21 protein-coding genes are annotated in these 14125 nt (G+C 62.6%); 3 read left to right on the top strand and 18 right to left on the bottom strand.

Features of this window, described 5'->3' with window-relative positions:
- The first annotated feature begins 26 nt into the window (after window positions 1-26).
- Window positions 27-746: an SOS response-associated peptidase gene (locus ACSFB7_RS29440; protein WP_435475867.1), complete on the top strand. Its 720-nt coding sequence runs from the start codon at window positions 27-29 to the stop codon at window positions 744-746.
- A gap of 75 nt (window positions 747-821) precedes the next feature.
- A complete protein-coding gene (locus tag ACSFB7_RS29435; protein WP_435475866.1) occupies window positions 822-1703 on the top strand; it encodes a glycosyltransferase in 882 nt (293 codons plus the stop codon).
- 70 nt (window positions 1704-1773) lie between these two features.
- Here the strand turns inward: ACSFB7_RS29435 and ACSFB7_RS29430 are convergent, their stop codons facing one another.
- The 14 genes from ACSFB7_RS29430 to ACSFB7_RS29365 all read right to left on the bottom strand — a co-directional run bounded on the left by ACSFB7_RS29430 (window position 1774) and on the right by ACSFB7_RS29365 (window position 12394).
- Window positions 1774-2373, bottom strand: a complete 600-nt coding sequence (locus ACSFB7_RS29430; RefSeq protein WP_435475865.1) for a hypothetical protein — start codon at window positions 2371-2373, stop codon at window positions 1774-1776.
- Window positions 2370-2543: a hypothetical protein gene (locus tag ACSFB7_RS29425; protein WP_435475864.1), complete on the bottom strand. Its 174-nt coding sequence runs from the start codon at window positions 2541-2543 to the stop codon at window positions 2370-2372. The genes ACSFB7_RS29430 and ACSFB7_RS29425 overlap by 4 nt, the downstream gene beginning before the upstream one ends.
- Window positions 2540-3034, bottom strand: coding sequence for a lysozyme (locus tag ACSFB7_RS29420; RefSeq protein ID WP_435475863.1), 495 nt, complete (start codon window positions 3032-3034; stop codon window positions 2540-2542). Before ACSFB7_RS29420 ends, ACSFB7_RS29425 begins: the two co-directional genes overlap by 4 nt.
- Complete coding sequence (locus ACSFB7_RS29415) at window positions 3031-3285, bottom strand: DUF7940 domain-containing protein (protein ID WP_435475862.1); 255 nt, start codon at window positions 3283-3285, stop codon at window positions 3031-3033. The genes ACSFB7_RS29420 and ACSFB7_RS29415 overlap by 4 nt, the downstream gene beginning before the upstream one ends.
- Entirely contained in the window at window positions 3282-3521 is a 240-nt protein-coding gene (locus tag ACSFB7_RS29410) for a hypothetical protein (RefSeq protein ID WP_435475861.1), read from the bottom strand. The genes ACSFB7_RS29415 and ACSFB7_RS29410 overlap by 4 nt, the downstream gene beginning before the upstream one ends.
- Window positions 3522-3584: 63 nt before the next feature.
- Window positions 3585-3947: a tail fiber assembly protein gene (locus tag ACSFB7_RS29405; RefSeq protein ID WP_435475860.1), complete on the bottom strand. Its 363-nt coding sequence runs from the start codon at window positions 3945-3947 to the stop codon at window positions 3585-3587.
- A gap of 11 nt (window positions 3948-3958) precedes the next feature.
- Window positions 3959-5434 (bottom strand): hypothetical protein, encoded by a 1476-nt coding sequence (locus tag ACSFB7_RS29400; RefSeq protein ID WP_435475859.1) that lies wholly within the window; start codon window positions 5432-5434, stop codon window positions 3959-3961.
- A gap of 64 nt (window positions 5435-5498) precedes the next feature.
- The gene (locus ACSFB7_RS29395) at window positions 5499-6167 is read right to left on the bottom strand and encodes a hypothetical protein (protein WP_435475858.1); all 669 of its coding nucleotides are present in this window, start codon (window positions 6165-6167) and stop codon (window positions 5499-5501) included.
- Window positions 6167-7285 (bottom strand): baseplate J/gp47 family protein, encoded by a 1119-nt coding sequence (locus ACSFB7_RS29390; protein ID WP_435475857.1) that lies wholly within the window; start codon window positions 7283-7285, stop codon window positions 6167-6169. The genes ACSFB7_RS29395 and ACSFB7_RS29390 overlap by 1 nt, the downstream gene beginning before the upstream one ends.
- A 10-nt stretch (window positions 7286-7295) precedes the next feature.
- On the bottom strand, window positions 7296-7661 hold the full coding sequence (locus tag ACSFB7_RS29385; RefSeq protein ID WP_435475856.1) for a phage tail protein: 366 nt from the start codon (window positions 7659-7661) through the stop codon (window positions 7296-7298).
- On the bottom strand, window positions 7658-8428 hold the full coding sequence (locus ACSFB7_RS29380) for a phage baseplate assembly protein V (RefSeq protein WP_435475855.1): 771 nt from the start codon (window positions 8426-8428) through the stop codon (window positions 7658-7660). The genes ACSFB7_RS29385 and ACSFB7_RS29380 overlap by 4 nt, the downstream gene beginning before the upstream one ends.
- Window positions 8425-9549, bottom strand: a complete 1125-nt coding sequence (locus ACSFB7_RS29375) for a phage late control D family protein (protein ID WP_435475854.1) — start codon at window positions 9547-9549, stop codon at window positions 8425-8427. The genes ACSFB7_RS29380 and ACSFB7_RS29375 overlap by 4 nt, the downstream gene beginning before the upstream one ends.
- Complete coding sequence (locus tag ACSFB7_RS29370) at window positions 9546-10505, bottom strand: hypothetical protein (RefSeq protein ID WP_435475853.1); 960 nt, start codon at window positions 10503-10505, stop codon at window positions 9546-9548. Before ACSFB7_RS29370 ends, ACSFB7_RS29375 begins: the two co-directional genes overlap by 4 nt.
- Before the next feature lie 2 nt (window positions 10506-10507).
- Window positions 10508-12394, bottom strand: coding sequence for a phage tail tape measure protein (locus ACSFB7_RS29365; RefSeq protein ID WP_435475852.1), 1887 nt, complete (start codon window positions 12392-12394; stop codon window positions 10508-10510).
- 40 nt (window positions 12395-12434) lie between these two features.
- Here ACSFB7_RS29365 and ACSFB7_RS29360 point away from each other — a divergent pair, with 40 nt between their 5' ends.
- Window positions 12435-12656: a hypothetical protein gene (locus ACSFB7_RS29360; protein WP_435475851.1), complete on the top strand. Its 222-nt coding sequence runs from the start codon at window positions 12435-12437 to the stop codon at window positions 12654-12656.
- Here ACSFB7_RS29360 and ACSFB7_RS29355 read toward each other — a convergent pair.
- Genes ACSFB7_RS29355 through ACSFB7_RS29340 form a run of 4 tightly spaced genes read right to left on the bottom strand, consistent with a single transcriptional unit; the run spans window position 12637 to window position 14118 of the window.
- Window positions 12637-13119, bottom strand: coding sequence for an HK97-gp10 family putative phage morphogenesis protein (locus tag ACSFB7_RS29355; protein ID WP_435475850.1), 483 nt, complete (start codon window positions 13117-13119; stop codon window positions 12637-12639). The genes ACSFB7_RS29360 and ACSFB7_RS29355 overlap by 20 nt on opposite strands.
- Before the next feature lie 2 nt (window positions 13120-13121).
- A complete protein-coding gene (locus ACSFB7_RS29350; RefSeq protein ID WP_435475849.1) occupies window positions 13122-13244 on the bottom strand; it encodes a hypothetical protein in 123 nt (40 codons plus the stop codon).
- Window positions 13245-13297: 53 nt separating this feature from the next.
- A complete protein-coding gene (locus tag ACSFB7_RS29345; protein ID WP_435475848.1) occupies window positions 13298-13660 on the bottom strand; it encodes a hypothetical protein in 363 nt (120 codons plus the stop codon).
- Window positions 13661-13680: 20 nt separating this feature from the next.
- Window positions 13681-14118 carry a hypothetical protein gene (locus tag ACSFB7_RS29340; RefSeq protein WP_435475847.1) on the bottom strand — a complete coding sequence of 146 codons (438 nt, stop codon included), beginning with the start codon at window positions 14116-14118 and terminating at the stop codon, window positions 13681-13683.
- Window positions 14119-14125 lie beyond the last annotated feature (7 nt).

Raw genomic sequence — 14125 nt, 5'->3', positions numbered from 1 at the left:
GCCCCGCCTACCCCTATCCTGCGCCCATGTGCAGCAACTACGAGACCGTCACCCGGGCCGATCGGCTGCTGTCATTCTTCGGTGTTGCCCGCGTAGGCGAAGAACCGCCCGTCGTCACATGGCCACTGGGCATGGCGCCATTCATCCGACTTGCCGAGGATGGGTCGGGAAATCGCCGCGTCGACGATGGCGCGTTCGGCCTGCTGCCCGGGTTCGCCAAGGAGCTGGCCTACGGGCGCAAGACCTACAATGCGCGTACCGAGACCGTCGCCAAGCTGCCCAGCTTCCGCAGCGCCTGGAAGCAAGGCAAGCGCTGCATCATCCCAGCCGAGGCCATCTTTGAACCGAACTGGGAGACCGGGAAGGCGGTGCGCTGGCGCATCCAGCAGCCGGGCGAGGTGCCCATGGGCATTGCTGGCATCTACGAGCACTGGACATCGCCCGAGGGCGAAACCATGTTCAGCTTCGCCATGCTGACCGTGAACGCCGACGGGCATCCCGTCATGTCGCGCTTCCACAAGCCGGGTGACGAGAAGCGCATGGTCGTGATCCTCGACTCGGAGCAGTACGACCCGTGGCTGACATGCCAGGTCGCCGACGCCCCGAAGTTCTTCAAGCAGTGGATGGGCCAGCTTGACACCTACCCTGCACCGCTGCCGCCGCGCGTCAAGAAGACGAAGCCTGCCGAGCCACCTCAAGCGCCAGCCGAGCCCCCTGCCGCCCCAGACGTGCCTGAACTGTTCTAGAACCTTGTTGGGTGCGAAGAACGCCCTGCTGCATGCGACGCTCATGCCAGAATTGAGGCCAGAAGAGGGTAGAAAATGAGCGAACGCAAGAAGATCAGCGGTGTAGTGATCACCTATAACCGGGCTGATGTGATCGAGACGACACTGAGGTCGCTGTGGTTCGTCGATGAATTGATCGTGGTCGACAAGTCTTCGACTGATGGCACAGCTGAGCTGGCCGCCAAGATCGCCGACCGCGTGATTGTCGAGCCCTGGCGCCCCCTTGGCGAGGACTCCCGTCAGTCTGCCGTCGACGCCTGTGCCCATGATTGGATCGTCTGCATGGATGATGACGAGTGCTTCAGTCTCGAAGCGGGTCAATACATCCAGAAAGAACTTGAGGCGCCGCGCGCTGGCGTCTACATCTTCCCGCTTCGGCACTACATCCTGGGCACACACGACGAGGACGCCTACTACTGGCCGGACAGGAAACCCAGGCTGTTCCGACGTGATGCCGTCAGCTTCCGCAGCACGGTCCACAACGAGTGGAACTACCGAGTCGAGGACTGCGCTTTCCCCTCCGCCGAAGATGGAATCTGCATCCACCATCTCACGCACAAAGACGCTGCGACCTGGATTGAGAAGACCAACAAGTACACCTCTCAGAACGACAGGCATCGCATGTTCGAGGACGACTCGGATCTGATCGCCTTTGCCCATCGTCAGATCGACCAGCATTTCGCGCAGTCGAAGACCCAAGACCGCACTGGCTACGTCGCAGCCGTCTCAGTGCTGCGCGGCCTCTATGACATCGTCGATCGAGTGAAAGGTTGGGAGGAAGCCCGCGGCATCGACGGTGCACAAGCTTTTCGCCAGCTCGCCGCACGGCTTGAATCCGATTATCCCGTGCGCGCAAGAACATCAATCGCCACCAGCGCCACTCGGGAGCGCAAGCGCTGGGGCATCTTCGGACGCTGACCCGTCGCCAAACGCAGAAAACCCCCAGCCCGAAGGCTGGGGGTAATGATTCGACAGTAAGGCAGCCCAGCTACTGCGCTGGCAGCTTCCCGCCGGTTGGCAGCGTGTAGTCGGTCCCGTCGCGCACCACGCTTGCATCGGCCTTGCAGCTTGCATATGCGTTGTTCACGTCGTCAGCCTCTTTCATGAGCCGTCCAAGAAGTCCTTGAGCGTCTGCTGAAAGTACCCCACCGGCTTGGGGTCTGTCTGCTGCACCAGCTTCGACACTGGAGGTGGCTTGACCTGCGGCGCCACCACTACCGCTCCCACGTCCGGCAGCGGCTGGGTTGCACATCCGGCCGCCGCGAGAAGTAAGAGCGTCATGCAGGCCCTGCTGAAGACCTGCGACCACTTGAACGTTCGCTGCATCTTTCTGCTCCTGTGCGGCGTGTGCCGCGTCAATGGTTTTCTGTTGTGCCAGCACGCTGGCGTTGAGGGTGCGCAGCGTCGCCGCTGCTTCGTCCTTTTGCGTCTTGATGGCGCTGGAAAGCGCGGTGACGTTGGCTTTCTGTACGATGGCGTCGGCCTTGTAGTGCTGGCCAACTTCGCGCTCGCCGAACGCGGCGACCAAGGTCACCGCCAGAAAAACCGCCCACAGCCAGCCGGGCACGATGTCGAAGATCTTGGTCATACGGTTCTCCGTTCGGCGCACACGCGGCATTGAATGCGCTTGGTTTCTCCGAGGAACACGCGGTTGCAGTCGCCGCACACGTTCCATGTAGTCGGCTTGTCGAAGTCTTCTGGCCAGTCGCGGGGCTGCGCGACGGCGCGCCGCTCATCAACATCGAGGTCGGAGTTCACGGCGCTTTGCCCAGGCAGAGATCGGCTTCGATTCCGCGGCGCCGCACCAGGCCAGCAAGCTGCTTGCCGCCGGCATACGTCCACCTGTACAGCTCCATGCAGCCGCCCTGCACGTCGCCAGCGTTGAACTTGCGCGCCATCGTGCTGCGGCAGTAGGCGCCCGTACCTACGTTGAAGGCGAAGGAGACTGCTGCAGACAGCGGCCCCGTCTGACCTGCCAGTGAGGGAGTGCAGGCAAGGACGCCATCGGCGTGGGTCAGCAGATCCTCCTGGAGCAGTTTGGTGCATTCCTCGCGCGTGTAAGGCTTGCCCAGAACCGCAGTTAGCGTGTGGCCAGTGCAGGCCGTCACGATACCGATGGGGTCCCTGTAGCCCCGCAGGATGGTGCCTTCGAGCGAAGGAACCACGGACAGCAGAATGGCAGCGACAGGAGCGCCAACGGCGGCCGCCAGCGTCTTCTTGCTCGGTGGCGTGCGTTGAGGATCGGTCATTGGTCGTCCCCACCTTTCTTGCCCTGGCGCTTCAGTCGCAGATAGATCGCGAGCAGGAACCCAACAGGGGCAACCCACTTGGGGTTGATGTGGAGCCAAGCCAGCAGGGCCGCCTGTTGGTCGTCGGAAAGTGCAAGCCAAACGCCTGCGAGTGCGCTGCCAATGAGGCCGAGCTGCACGCTGAAAAGCGTGCAAGCCTTGCGCCATTCAGGGATCAGGTGAGCATCAAGCCATGCAGTGAACTTGTTCATTTGTCGGCCTTTCCCGCAAGGGTCGTCTTGATTTCCTGCAGCGAGTCCATGATTGGTTTCATGGCGTCTTGCAGGCGGTCGTAGCGCACGTAGTCGGTGCCGATGAGCACGCGCAATTCGCTCATGTCTTTCTTCAGCTCTTGGACGGCCCCCCACAACTGGCGGCCGAACCAGCCCAGACACGCGCAAGCGATACCGAGCGCCCAAAGAACAAAAGCTGTGTAGTCCGGGTTCATCGCGTGAAAGCTCCAGGCAAAAGAAAACCCGCCGAAGCGGGTTGTTTTGGGTACGTGGACAACTCAGGCCGGAGCGACCGGCCAGCTGATGGTCGCGGGGAAGTTCGGCTTCTGGGGTAGATCTCGCAACGCCTGGCGATGCGCAAGCCACACTGCAGCGACGCCAGTGGGCACATCGGGGAGCTGGGTCCAGTCGTTCGCCGTGAGCTGGCGATTGCGCTCAGTGCGCGCGATCAGCGCCACATCGAGCACGCCGGCCGCGAAGTAGGTGCCGTTTCGCACGATGCCGCCCACTTCGGCGTTCTCGCCGTTGCTTGACATGGTGCTGAAACCGTCGGGGAGCGGTGGGTAGATGTTGCTTTCGTCGGGCAGCCAGTCCTGCACCTCCAGCACGAGGCCGATGATGTCGATTTTGACGATTTTCATGATGATGCCTTTCAGAATGTGTAGCTGTTTGCTTGCAGAGTGAAGCCCTGCCCCGTGCCGCCGCCGATCTGGAACGAGTACCAGATCGTTTGCGCGGTCATGAGTGCCAGATCGGTGTAGGGCACGTCCAGGCGGTTGATGGTAGTCCCCGCACCACCGAGCTGCACATTGAGTGCGCCGATGCCGCCCGCGGACGATGCGAGCGTGGACGCGAGGGAGGTGCCCGCCGTCGTCGTGAAGGAGATAGAAGACGTACCGCTCACGAACTTGGCGTTGGCTGGAATCCACGTGGCAATCGACAGCAATGTCAGGGAGCCCACAACTGTCGTCGTGGACAGCAAGGTCACCGGGTTGAAAGTCACCTTGCGGCCCTGCAGTACGCCCGGCAACAGTTGGCTCGACGCATTGGTGGGCCAGACACCGATCAGCGCCGATGCGCCGTAGCCAGCCGGCATGTTGGCCCCGCTATACACCTCCGTTTGCAGCGTCGAAGCATTCTTTCCGAGCAACGCGCTGACACCCGTGGTCGGGTTGAAGATTGCATAGATCGCGACGAATCCAGATGCTGGTGCGGCGCCAGTGTCCATGCCGCCCGCACCAGTCGTTGCCAAGTTGATCGTCTTGCTGAAGCTCGGAAGACAGTAGCGCAGTCCCCCAAGTGCCGTCTCAACAATGATCTCGTCGGCGGTCAACGTTGCTGTGGCCGATGCAGCCGATACCGACATCGTCAGGTTCCGCGACGTGCCAACGACGCCAGCGACTTGAGACATTTGCGCGGCATGACCCAGTGCCGTGGGCGTTCCAACGGAGACTGGCACACCGAACGCCGGCGTGAGGCCGTGCAGCGTGCTGTTGATGAAGGGCGCGGTCGCCAGTGCCGAAATATTGCCGTTCACCACGGTTGAGGCGCCGTTTGCCACGGTCACAACGAATAGGCCCGTATATCCGGCATCTGGCGCCGGCGTGGTCTGCGTGCCGGTCGTGGCAGCAGTGCCGGCCTTCGCTTGGATTGACACAATGCCTGCGCGCTTCGTGGGTTGCGCGGTGCCGCTGTTCGCTGGACCCGAGTAGGCAATCGACGGGTTGCTGGCGTTGTAGTACGGCAGCACGGCGGTCCCCGTGTCGCTGTCCTGATAGCCCACCTGAATCAGATAGTTGATGGAGAAGCCAGCCGTGCCCGGAGGCGTAATGGCCAGCGTCACTGGATCAAGCGAGATGCCTTGCTTCACGATGCTGTGGGTCGTATCTGCGGCCAGCGAGCTGTACGCAGTGCCGTCGATGTTCTGCAGGCTGTAGATCTCTCCTGCGGCCACCAGCACACTCAGCGCCGGAACCACGGACTGGGTCGTTGCGAAGCCGCTCACGGCCGCCGACACGCCAAGGATTGCAGCGCACACTTTCGCGACGGCAATCATGGTGTTCTTGTTGGTCAGCAGCAGATCGGTTTCGAGCGGCACTTGGCCGGGGTAGATGATTTGGCGATCCATGTGGGCTCCAATGAAAAAAGCCCGCGAGGCGCGTGCCTGCGGGCTTGGTGGGGAAAAGAGTCGATCAGCTTTTGATCGTGGTCCAGATGACGGTGCCGACGGGCTTCACGCTGTCAATGGCGGCGTAGATGTCGGCGTCCGTGACCTGGCCGACGATCATCGACATGCTGGCGTACATGCCGCCCTGGGACGGCGTGCCGTAGGCGGCCGGCGAGTTGCCATAGCCTGCGATGCCGGGGATGCCCGAGGATGCCGGCCGAAAGGCGATCAGGAACATTTGAGACGGCAGCAGACGCGAGCCGTAGTAGCCGGCCACGCCGTAGCCGCTCGTCGGAATGCCATATCCGCCACAGTCGCCGGGCTGTTGCGGCTCGATGAGGATCGGTGCGCGACCAGTCAGGTCGGTCAGCACCTGAATCAGCGCCTTGCGTGTGGCGCGCTCCCGAAACAGGTTCGCGATGATCAGTGCGCGAAAACTTGCATCCGTCTGGTTGGCTTTGCGCGCGATGCGCGTGCCGAAGAAGTCACCAGCGATCAGGTCGAGCCAGCCGTCGGTCGCGGTCTTGATGCGCGTCTGCAGCTGCGCATACAGGTAGAGCGAATAGATGTTCGCCCACGCCTGCGCGAGGCCTGAGAGCAAACCGTCGCGGATCGCGTTGACATCGGCGAACCAACCACGGGGGAGCGTCGCCTTGATGCGCGACAGGAAGTCGCTTTGATCGCCCGTCGCCATCAGAGCACCGTCACCGCTAGAGCTTTGATCGTCTGTTTGGCCGTCGCCGTGAGGTCAGCTGTGCCAGCATTCACTGTCAACGAAGAAATGTTCGTGACCCCCGGCGAAGCGTCATAGGCCACCTGAAGAATCTTCGTATAGGGCAGTGAGTTGCCCAAGCCCAAGGCGTTGATGAAGTTCGTCACCGCGTTGTCGACTATCACCTTCGTTGCAACGGCGTCATACCCGGGCGCGATCGTCGCGGTCATCACGACGGTGGCGTTTACAACCACAGGGGCAAACACGCCGAAGCGAGACGTCACCGGGCGCACTGCGTTGATAGCATTCGCCACACTCGTCAGCAAGGTGCTGCCCGGCGCGCCCGTGCCATCGTCGACCACCACGTAGAAATAGCCATAGTCCGTGGCTCCTGGATAGGTCAGGTTCTCCGTCAGCGTGTAGGTCAGGCCAGTCTGCAGACTCGTGATCGCATAACCCACCGCCTGCGCCGTCGCCTTCGAGAGGCTGGCCACATAGGCAACGAAACGTGTGCGAAGCGCAGAGTCGGACTCAGCATCCGCGCCGTTCGTGAATGCCGCCAGGTTGGTCACGGTATCGATACCTGAGATCGCGGTGGCCAACGTGTTGATCGCACCGATCACGACGTTGTTGCCAGCGCCCGCGGTGACCGCCTGCACTTTCACCGCCAGGCTGCCGACGCCGGCCGCCACCGTGTAGGCGCCGGCCGAGTACGCGGGGTTGGTCGTGTCGGCGATGACTTGGAAGACCTGGGTGCCGTCGCCCGTCTGAACCGTGGCGCCTACGGGGATCGTGGCGGCGTTGGTGGATGTGAAGCGCGAGAACGTGACATTGCCCGTGGCGGCCACGGCCGGCAGGCGCGTCACGCTGTAGTCGCCCATCCATGTGTCGAGATCCGTGCCTGTCGAGGTCGAGGCGCGCGTGGTGGCCAGCAGTGCGACCAGCAGGCTCTGCAGCCACAGCACGACGGCGGCGTTGGCCTCTGAGACCGAACGGATGATCGAGCCGATGGTGGTGTCGATCAGGCGCGCCGAGGCTGCCTGAATCGCGGTCACCTGGTCGCTGACAATGGTGGCGAAGTCTTTGGTGTTGAGTGCCATGGTTTCCCGTTCAGCGGTTCACGTTGAAGGCGAGCGTCGCGAGCAGGCCTGTCGAGCCGTCGTAGTACTGGATGCGCGCGGACAGGCCGCCCTGAAGCGGCGTCACCGTGATGACGGGCGCCGGGACGCGCGCCACGTTGGCCTCCAGAAAGATCTGCGAACGGATCAGGCCGGTGATGCTGCGGATGTCCAGCACCGTGCCGATCTTCTTTCCAAGGCCCGCTCCATACTCAGGATGGAAGATGTAGTCGCCCGGGTTGGTAAGCAGGCGGCGCAATATGCGCTGACTCGTCTGTGTGAGGCCGTCGCACTGCTGGATGTCGCCCGTGGCCGACACGCTCAGGTCGTCGCCCATGTAGTGGTAGAGGTCGGTCATATCGTGGGGGCGCCAGAAATGCCGCCGCCGGTTTGAACGCCCGTCGTGCGGTGGAGCTTGAGAGTGATGCCGTCTGCGGAAACGTCTGCGCCGGTGAGGTTGATGCCCCACGCATTGCCGATGAGTGCGCCATTCAGTGCATTCACATTGCCGGTGATCTGCGCCGCGTAGCCGCCCACGTTGCCAAACGGCGTCGTGATGCCGAGGCCGCCGGTGCCGACGATCTGGTATTTCACGTTCAGCGTGCCGTTGATGAAGACCGGGCCCGTGTGATTCCACTGCGTCGCGCTGCTGGTGATCGTGCCAGTCACTGCAATGTTGGCGTCGCCTGCTACGGTGGCCTGCACGTTGCGGCCCACGTCCGCGATCAGGTCACGCGCTGTGTGCACGCTGACGTCGCCGTTGTTGAGAAACTTGAGAAAGCTGCCCGTCTTGTGCTGGAGCCAGAACTCGCCCGAAGGCACGGGCAGCGGCCGGTCCACGTCGTTGAAGAATGACGCGCCCATCGTGCCCGCGTCAATGTCGCCCTCCTGGGCATCGATGCGCACCGAGTCGCCGACGGTTGGCGCGGCGAACAGACCCCAGCCGTTTCCAACATAGCAGCTCGCGATTGGGATCCAGCCCGACAGCACACCCGAGGGCTGCAGCTTTACTTTCACGCTGAACGTGTTGGGGTCGTAGGCATCAACGATGCCCATTCGCGTCTTCTGCACGTCGTCGCCGGCGCGCTGCGCGGCCACCGCCATCGAATTGAGAAGAGCCTTCATGGTTGGACGGTGCTTTCCGGGCTGCTGTTCTTCGCGCGGATCGAGGTGCGGTAGCCCTGCGATTCGTCGTATGTGTGCAGTACCGATGCGGGATAGAAAAGCTGATCGAATGCGGTCTCAGTGCCCTGGAGGCGGATCACGACCGATGGCGTGACGGCAGGGTCGCCGGGAATCTCAGCATTGAGATTCACCTCGTGCTCGCTGATGTCCTTCAGTAGCTGATTGGCCTTCTTCTGCGCCTCGTCGGGAGTCATGTTCGGGAAGAAGAAGCTGTACTGTTGGGGCGGCCCGGTGGAGCGCGCCACCTTGCTCGTCGTCTGGTTCTTGACCTTCTTGCGGTCGGCCGTCACCGTGAAGCCCTTCTTTTGCTTCTGGTTCCAGCTGCGCACCGTGACGCGCACATCCTTGGCGATGGTGAGGTTGCGCGAGACGCTGAGCGTCATCGCGTTGAACACCGGCGAGAACTGGGAGTCCGTCGGGCGCTGCCACTTCAGCACATAGGGGTTTTGGGTCGCCGGATCGGTTTTCGGCTCGAAGTGCAGCTCGCGGCCCTTCACATAAACAACGTTGCCCGTCACCTGCGCCAGGTAGGTGAGGACGTCCCATTCGGGCTTGTCGTCCTGCATCGAAACGTGGTCGATCTGGTAGTAGCTGCCCACAGTGCCCTGTGTCGCCGTCACCACCGGCGTGAGCCCGTGCTCTTTCGCCAATTTCGTCGCCACCTGTGAGGCGGTCAGGTTCTGGAACTTGTCGATGATCTTGTTGTCGATGAAGGCTGACGTCAGATCGCGACCACCCATGACGATCTCATCGCGGATCGGGTCGATCTCGATGTCGTCGACGTTGCCCACCACCAAGGACACCAGATCGGTCTTCGTGAAGTTCACGACGTCATCCGGGTAGCCCGCCAGCAGCTCAACCTCTATGCTTGTTTGCATCGACCACCAGTTCCAGTCCCGGTTCGCAGGCTGCGCGCTCAGGCACAGCGTGAGGCGGAATGTGTCGGCCTGGTAGAAGCTGTTCGCGTCGACCTCAAAGCCGATAACTCCCTCCAGTCGCTCGTTGTTGGCGAACGCAGCGACGCGCGGCGCCGTGGCGCTCGATACGGGGTCGCCGGTCACTGAACAGGCACCCCGCCGGAGTCGAGCGGGCGCGCCGGCACGGTGAGCGTGTTCACGCCCGTCAGCACGGCGTCCGTCAAGCCGGAGGCCTGGGCAATGGCGATCCAACGCGTGGCGTCGCCGTATTCGTTGGCCGCCACATCAAAGAGCGTGCCACCAGCGACTTGCAGCAGGCGCGTGGAGCTCTGCTGACTTGCTGCGGTGATGTTCCGCGTCAGGCGATTGACCACGCTGTTCATGTTGACCAGTACGGGGTACTGCGCCGTGGCCGTGACTTGGGCCGCCATGCTGGCGATTGATGCTGGCAGTGGGATGTTGGGCAGCACGCCCCCCACGACGCTCACAGAGTTCAACGCGGATTGCACGCTGGCGGTCAGGGTCGAGATGCGGCTCGAAACTGAGGCGGCAGCACCCAGCACGCCAGAGACCACGGAACCCGTCGCGCTGGCGAAGCTCTGCACGGCGCCCACCGCGGTGCTCAGGCCGCTCACAGCCGACGTCAGGGTGCTGTCGCCGATGGTGTTGGCCATGTCACCCAGCGTGTCGCAGTCGTCTTCGATGCCGGTGTCGAAGTCTTCGCCGGTCAGCGATTCCACTGGCTGGCTGTCGTCGGACACAACCTGCACGACGATGCTGTAAGGCACCTTGTAGAAGCGCTCGGTCTTGAACTCGAAGCGCTCGATCACGACCGTGTAAGTGCTGTCAAAGACGGTCAGCTGTTGCGGCGCGCCCTGCACGCGCAGGAAGTCCAAGTGCTTGGCGCGGTCGAGCGCGTCCGGGCCGAGGAACATGCCGCTCCACGGGATCGGCGCGTGGTCGGGGCCCAGCGACTGAATGTTGCGCGCGCCGCCCGGGAAGTTCTTGATGGCCAGGCGCTGAGAGCCGCCGAGCGACAGGAACTCAGGCACCTCAAGGCCGGCGAATGCAACGTCGCCAAGTCGCAGTACGGTGTCCATGGTCAGCCTCCAGTGGCCAAGTCGAATGCGCGCAGCGACTGGCGCCCATCCGCTGTGCGCGGGCCCACGCTCGGGCGATTCATCTCTTTGGCCTGGTAAGTCGATACAGCTTTGCCGATCGCCTTCCCGTCGAGGACGAGGGTCGAGTCGACCTGAACCATTTGCGGGCCCGCGCCGCGGATGTTCGGATTCCCGAATGCCGCGCCACCGCCGTTCGTGCCGAAGCCGCCAGATGGCGCGCCGGGGGTGTCGTCGCCCTTCTTGTCCAACCCGAAGAGCCCCTTGTAGAAGTCACCAGGGTTTCGATACGCATCCATGAAGGACTTGAGGCCTGGCTTTTCCATGAAGCCAGCGATGCTGCGGAGCATGCCCGCCGCATTGGTCAGCAGGTTGGAGAACGCGGGCAATGCGCCCTCACTGAACGTCGTCTTGAAGTCGTTCCACGAGGCGATGAATTCGCGTTCTTTACCAGCCAGGGTCTTTTTCGCTTCCTCAGTCGATTTATCGATCCCCATCGCCTTGTGAGTTGCCTCGACCGAATGTCGAATGGTCGGCATTTGCTGCTCGATCAGAGTGAACAGTCGGCCGCCTGTGCCGCCGAAAAGCATTGAATTCGATCGTCCCCGCTCTTCCGCTGACAGCTTCTGTTTGTCGTACAGCGGGATCATCACCTTGGCGTACCAGCTGGCCGGGTCCTTCACGAACTCGTCGTAGCCGCCAAAGGGATTCCCATTGAACTTCTTGATGCCGCCGGCTTTGTTCCACTCGACCTTCGATCCGTCCCAGATGCCGTTCTCCACGAGGGAGTGCGCAACCTGGTTGGGGATCTTCACGATGCCCGTGATGCGGTTCAGCGCCGTGCGCAAACCCGTACCCGCGCCAGAGCCTTTCAGCTCGCCAATGATGGGTTCGAGTGCAGCCAACCCCTCCGCCGTAATGAAGCGGCCAGCATTGCCGGAGATGGCCGAGAACTGGCGAAGAGACTCCCAGTTGACGTTGCCGCCTGAGGTCTGCGTGAGCTTCCAGCCAAGGTCGGCCAGTTCGTTGAACTTTTGCGGGCTCTTCAGGCCGCCACTCATTTCCACCCAGCGCAACATCGCCAGGCTGGATGAGCGCATGCGCGTCTTCGCCTCTTCATCAAGCGATTCGGTCGCGAAGGCGATCTTCGCGAGCACCGGTGCCGCCAACTTGGCGCCGGCCAGGGCCGCGCTACCGTCAAGGCCGGATTCCCGGAAGATGCCTTGCGCCTCCCGGAACTGCTTCATGTTCTCGGTCCGCGTCGTCCCATAGACGCGCATGTCCTTGACGAACTTCATCGCCTCGTTGTTGAGGTCCGTGCTCATACCAAGGATGCGAAAGCGGGCCTTTTCCGTGTCGAGAGCCTTTGCGCTTTCGTACATCGAATGGCCGCCGTAAAGCATGGCGGCGGTCATTGCCAATGGGAGGATGGCGCCGCCCGCGGCGAAACCCACGCTTCCGATGCCAATGCCGCCTGGTCCCATGTGGACATTGCCGCCGTGCAGGCCATGCTGACGTGCGCGCGCGCCAGCGGCCGCTGCCCCAGCTGCAGCAGCACCGGCGGCACCGCCACCACCGCCGAGCGCCGGCCCGAGATGAGGCATCGTCGCCGAGGTGGCGCGCAGGGCTGCCATATGGTGCTGCAGGCCGGCAGCGCTGCGACTTGCCCGCTCCAGGGCGGCTGCCGACGCATTCCCGGCCTTGGCGACCGCGCGCAGGCCGGCCGATTCCTCTCCGACGCGCCGAAGCGTAGACTTCAGTGTTACCGACAGGGCTTCAAGCTTTTCAAACTCGCGTGCAAGCAACGCGAGCTGAGGCGACACGAGGTTGTGTAGCTTGAGCGTGATCCCGACGGAATAGGCTTCAAACATCGATTCGCCCTAACTTGAAAGGTGTCCCATGCGGCTGAGCATGAAAATTCGTGTGCACGAGTGGCTGGCGGACCGATTCAGTTGGGTGCAGTACCCGGACCTGAGGCGCGAGGCCTCCAAGCAGGCATTTCGACAGCGTCACCCGAAGCCGACGCTGTTGTGGCGCTACAAGGCCATGACGTGGCGCCAGTGGGGCTGGTTCTGGTTCGCGGTGTTCTGGACTGTCGTCGCGCTGATGGCGTCTATAGGTCCGTCAAACTGATCTTCGGCTTCCTGTAGCCGATGCCGCACACCCAGGCGACCAAGGTTGTTGCCGCCACCTTCCCGACCGCATGACGGGAACTCATGGCAGCGGGCCCCACGACCGGCCGCGGCGGCATTTTTGAGGTGCCTTGCTCCATGTAGAGCGCGATTTCCGAGGGGCTGCCAACCACGGCCGTATCGCCGGTGGCTTGGTGCGAGTACGAACCCCGCAGGCCTCCCGTGCGCTCGAGCGGATCATCGGGCGTGAAGCCTTTGCGCAACCGGTCGTCGATCGTGGCCGGCGCCAAGTTGGCCCATGCGGGAAAGGGCCCGATGCCGTCTTGGTAAGAGCCAATCCGTGCCTTGGCGTCTTTCTCGATGACCTCGGCCGCCTGCTCGACGATGTGGTGCGTGACCGCATCACCGATTACAGCGAGCCGCGAGAAATGCGCAGCGAGGGCGCCGAAGCTATGCATTTCCATAGTCAGTCCCTCGCGGCCCAGTCCATACGATCCCAGTCGAAGATGTTGCTCTCGCTGGCCTGCTCGGAAAACACGATGCACATTGCAGTGCGCATCACGTCATCCATCTCAAAGGCCACATCCATGTTCACGCCATGCCGGATCAACCAGCACGCTTCGCGAAACGGTGCGGCCGTGGCTAGTTTTTTACGGAGGCCTTGGTTGCATCGGCGTCCGCTGGTGCGCCGAAATTGTCGGCCACGCCCTTGACGACCGCAGCGATGCCGTCTTCGTCGAGGCGCGTGATGAGAGCATCGAGTTCGTTGCGCGTGCTGATGCGTGAGACCGGCTCGCCGTCGATCGCGCTCACGTACATGAGCGGGAACACCATATTCATGAACACGCCGTTCATCGATGCCTTTTCGCCCAGCATCTCGACCATCTTGAATTGGGCCAGGATGCCTGCCTTCTTCAGCGTAATGGTGCGGCCGTCGTCGGTCTTGACGATGGCCTCCATGCGGGCGGCGGCGGTGGCTTGAGCCGACGGGGTGTCGGGCAACATCGCGACTTTGAGATCACTCATCAGGCCACCTTGATCCGGCGCGCGGCCATGAAGTTCAGTTTCTGCTTGACCAGCTGGTTCGCCACCTTCGTGCCGGCATCCTTGAAGTCGAACATCACGCCGGTGTAGCGGTACTGCGAGATCGAGCCATCAGGCTCCGAAATCGTCTCGGTGATCGTGCCCGGCAGGATGTTCACGCCGTTGTAAAAGTCGGCTTCGATCTGGGCCCAATAGGTGTCCAGGTTGCCGTTCAGACGGTCGATGTCGAGCACGCCCGACCAGCCATCCGGGAACACGCCGTAGCGCGTGATGCCGTCCAGGCCTTTGCTTGCCGTCTGGGTCGTCGCGGGCTGAGAAGCGAAGCTCGTGATCGCGGCGGCCGCGATGGGCAGGATGCCCTTCGACGTGTAGAAGTCGAGCGATACGTCGCGCCCGACGGATTGATTGTTCATCGGCATGGTGGAA

Origin of the sequence: Variovorax raffinosi (genome assembly GCF_051216615.1) — a bacterium.
Taxonomy (GTDB): Bacteria; Pseudomonadota; Gammaproteobacteria; order Burkholderiales; family Burkholderiaceae_C; genus Variovorax.
This window is presented reverse-complemented; position numbering and strand designations above follow the sequence as displayed.

Coding starts and splice junctions, on each gene's coding strand:
- ACSFB7_RS29345 (WP_435475848.1), bottom strand. CDS start 13,660: ATGTTGCCCGACACCCCGTCGGCTCAAGCCACCGCCGCCGCCCGCATG.
- ACSFB7_RS29415 (WP_435475862.1), bottom strand. CDS start 3,285: ATGAACAAGTTCACTGCATGGCTTGATGCTCACCTGATCCCTGAATGG.
- ACSFB7_RS29395 (WP_435475858.1), bottom strand. CDS start 6,167: ATGGCGACGGGCGATCAAAGCGACTTCCTGTCGCGCATCAAGGCGACG.
- ACSFB7_RS29435 (WP_435475866.1), top strand. CDS start 822: ATGAGCGAACGCAAGAAGATCAGCGGTGTAGTGATCACCTATAACCGG.
- ACSFB7_RS29400 (WP_435475859.1), bottom strand. CDS start 5,434: ATGGATCGCCAAATCATCTACCCCGGCCAAGTGCCGCTCGAAACCGAT.
- ACSFB7_RS29405 (WP_435475860.1), bottom strand. CDS start 3,947: ATGAAAATCGTCAAAATCGACATCATCGGCCTCGTGCTGGAGGTGCAG.
- ACSFB7_RS29360 (WP_435475851.1), top strand. CDS start 12,435: ATGAAAATTCGTGTGCACGAGTGGCTGGCGGACCGATTCAGTTGGGTG.
- ACSFB7_RS29355 (WP_435475850.1), bottom strand. CDS start 13,119: ATGGAAATGCATAGCTTCGGCGCCCTCGCTGCGCATTTCTCGCGGCTC.
- ACSFB7_RS29370 (WP_435475853.1), bottom strand. CDS start 10,505: ATGGACACCGTACTGCGACTTGGCGACGTTGCATTCGCCGGCCTTGAG.
- ACSFB7_RS29350 (WP_435475849.1), bottom strand. CDS start 13,244: ATGGATGTGGCCTTTGAGATGGATGACGTGATGCGCACTGCAATGTGC.
- ACSFB7_RS29410 (WP_435475861.1), bottom strand. CDS start 3,521: ATGAACCCGGACTACACAGCTTTTGTTCTTTGGGCGCTCGGTATCGCT.
- ACSFB7_RS29420 (WP_435475863.1), bottom strand. CDS start 3,034: ATGACCGATCCTCAACGCACGCCACCGAGCAAGAAGACGCTGGCGGCC.
- ACSFB7_RS29440 (WP_435475867.1), top strand. CDS start 27: ATGTGCAGCAACTACGAGACCGTCACCCGGGCCGATCGGCTGCTGTCA.
- ACSFB7_RS29365 (WP_435475852.1), bottom strand. CDS start 12,394: ATGTTTGAAGCCTATTCCGTCGGGATCACGCTCAAGCTACACAACCTC.
- ACSFB7_RS29385 (WP_435475856.1), bottom strand. CDS start 7,661: ATGACCGACCTCTACCACTACATGGGCGACGACCTGAGCGTGTCGGCC.
- ACSFB7_RS29380 (WP_435475855.1), bottom strand. CDS start 8,428: ATGAAGGCTCTTCTCAATTCGATGGCGGTGGCCGCGCAGCGCGCCGGC.
- ACSFB7_RS29430 (WP_435475865.1), bottom strand. CDS start 2,373: ATGACCAAGATCTTCGACATCGTGCCCGGCTGGCTGTGGGCGGTTTTT.
- ACSFB7_RS29340 (WP_435475847.1), bottom strand. CDS start 14,118: ATGCCGATGAACAATCAATCCGTCGGGCGCGACGTATCGCTCGACTTC.
- ACSFB7_RS29390 (WP_435475857.1), bottom strand. CDS start 7,285: ATGGCACTCAACACCAAAGACTTCGCCACCATTGTCAGCGACCAGGTG.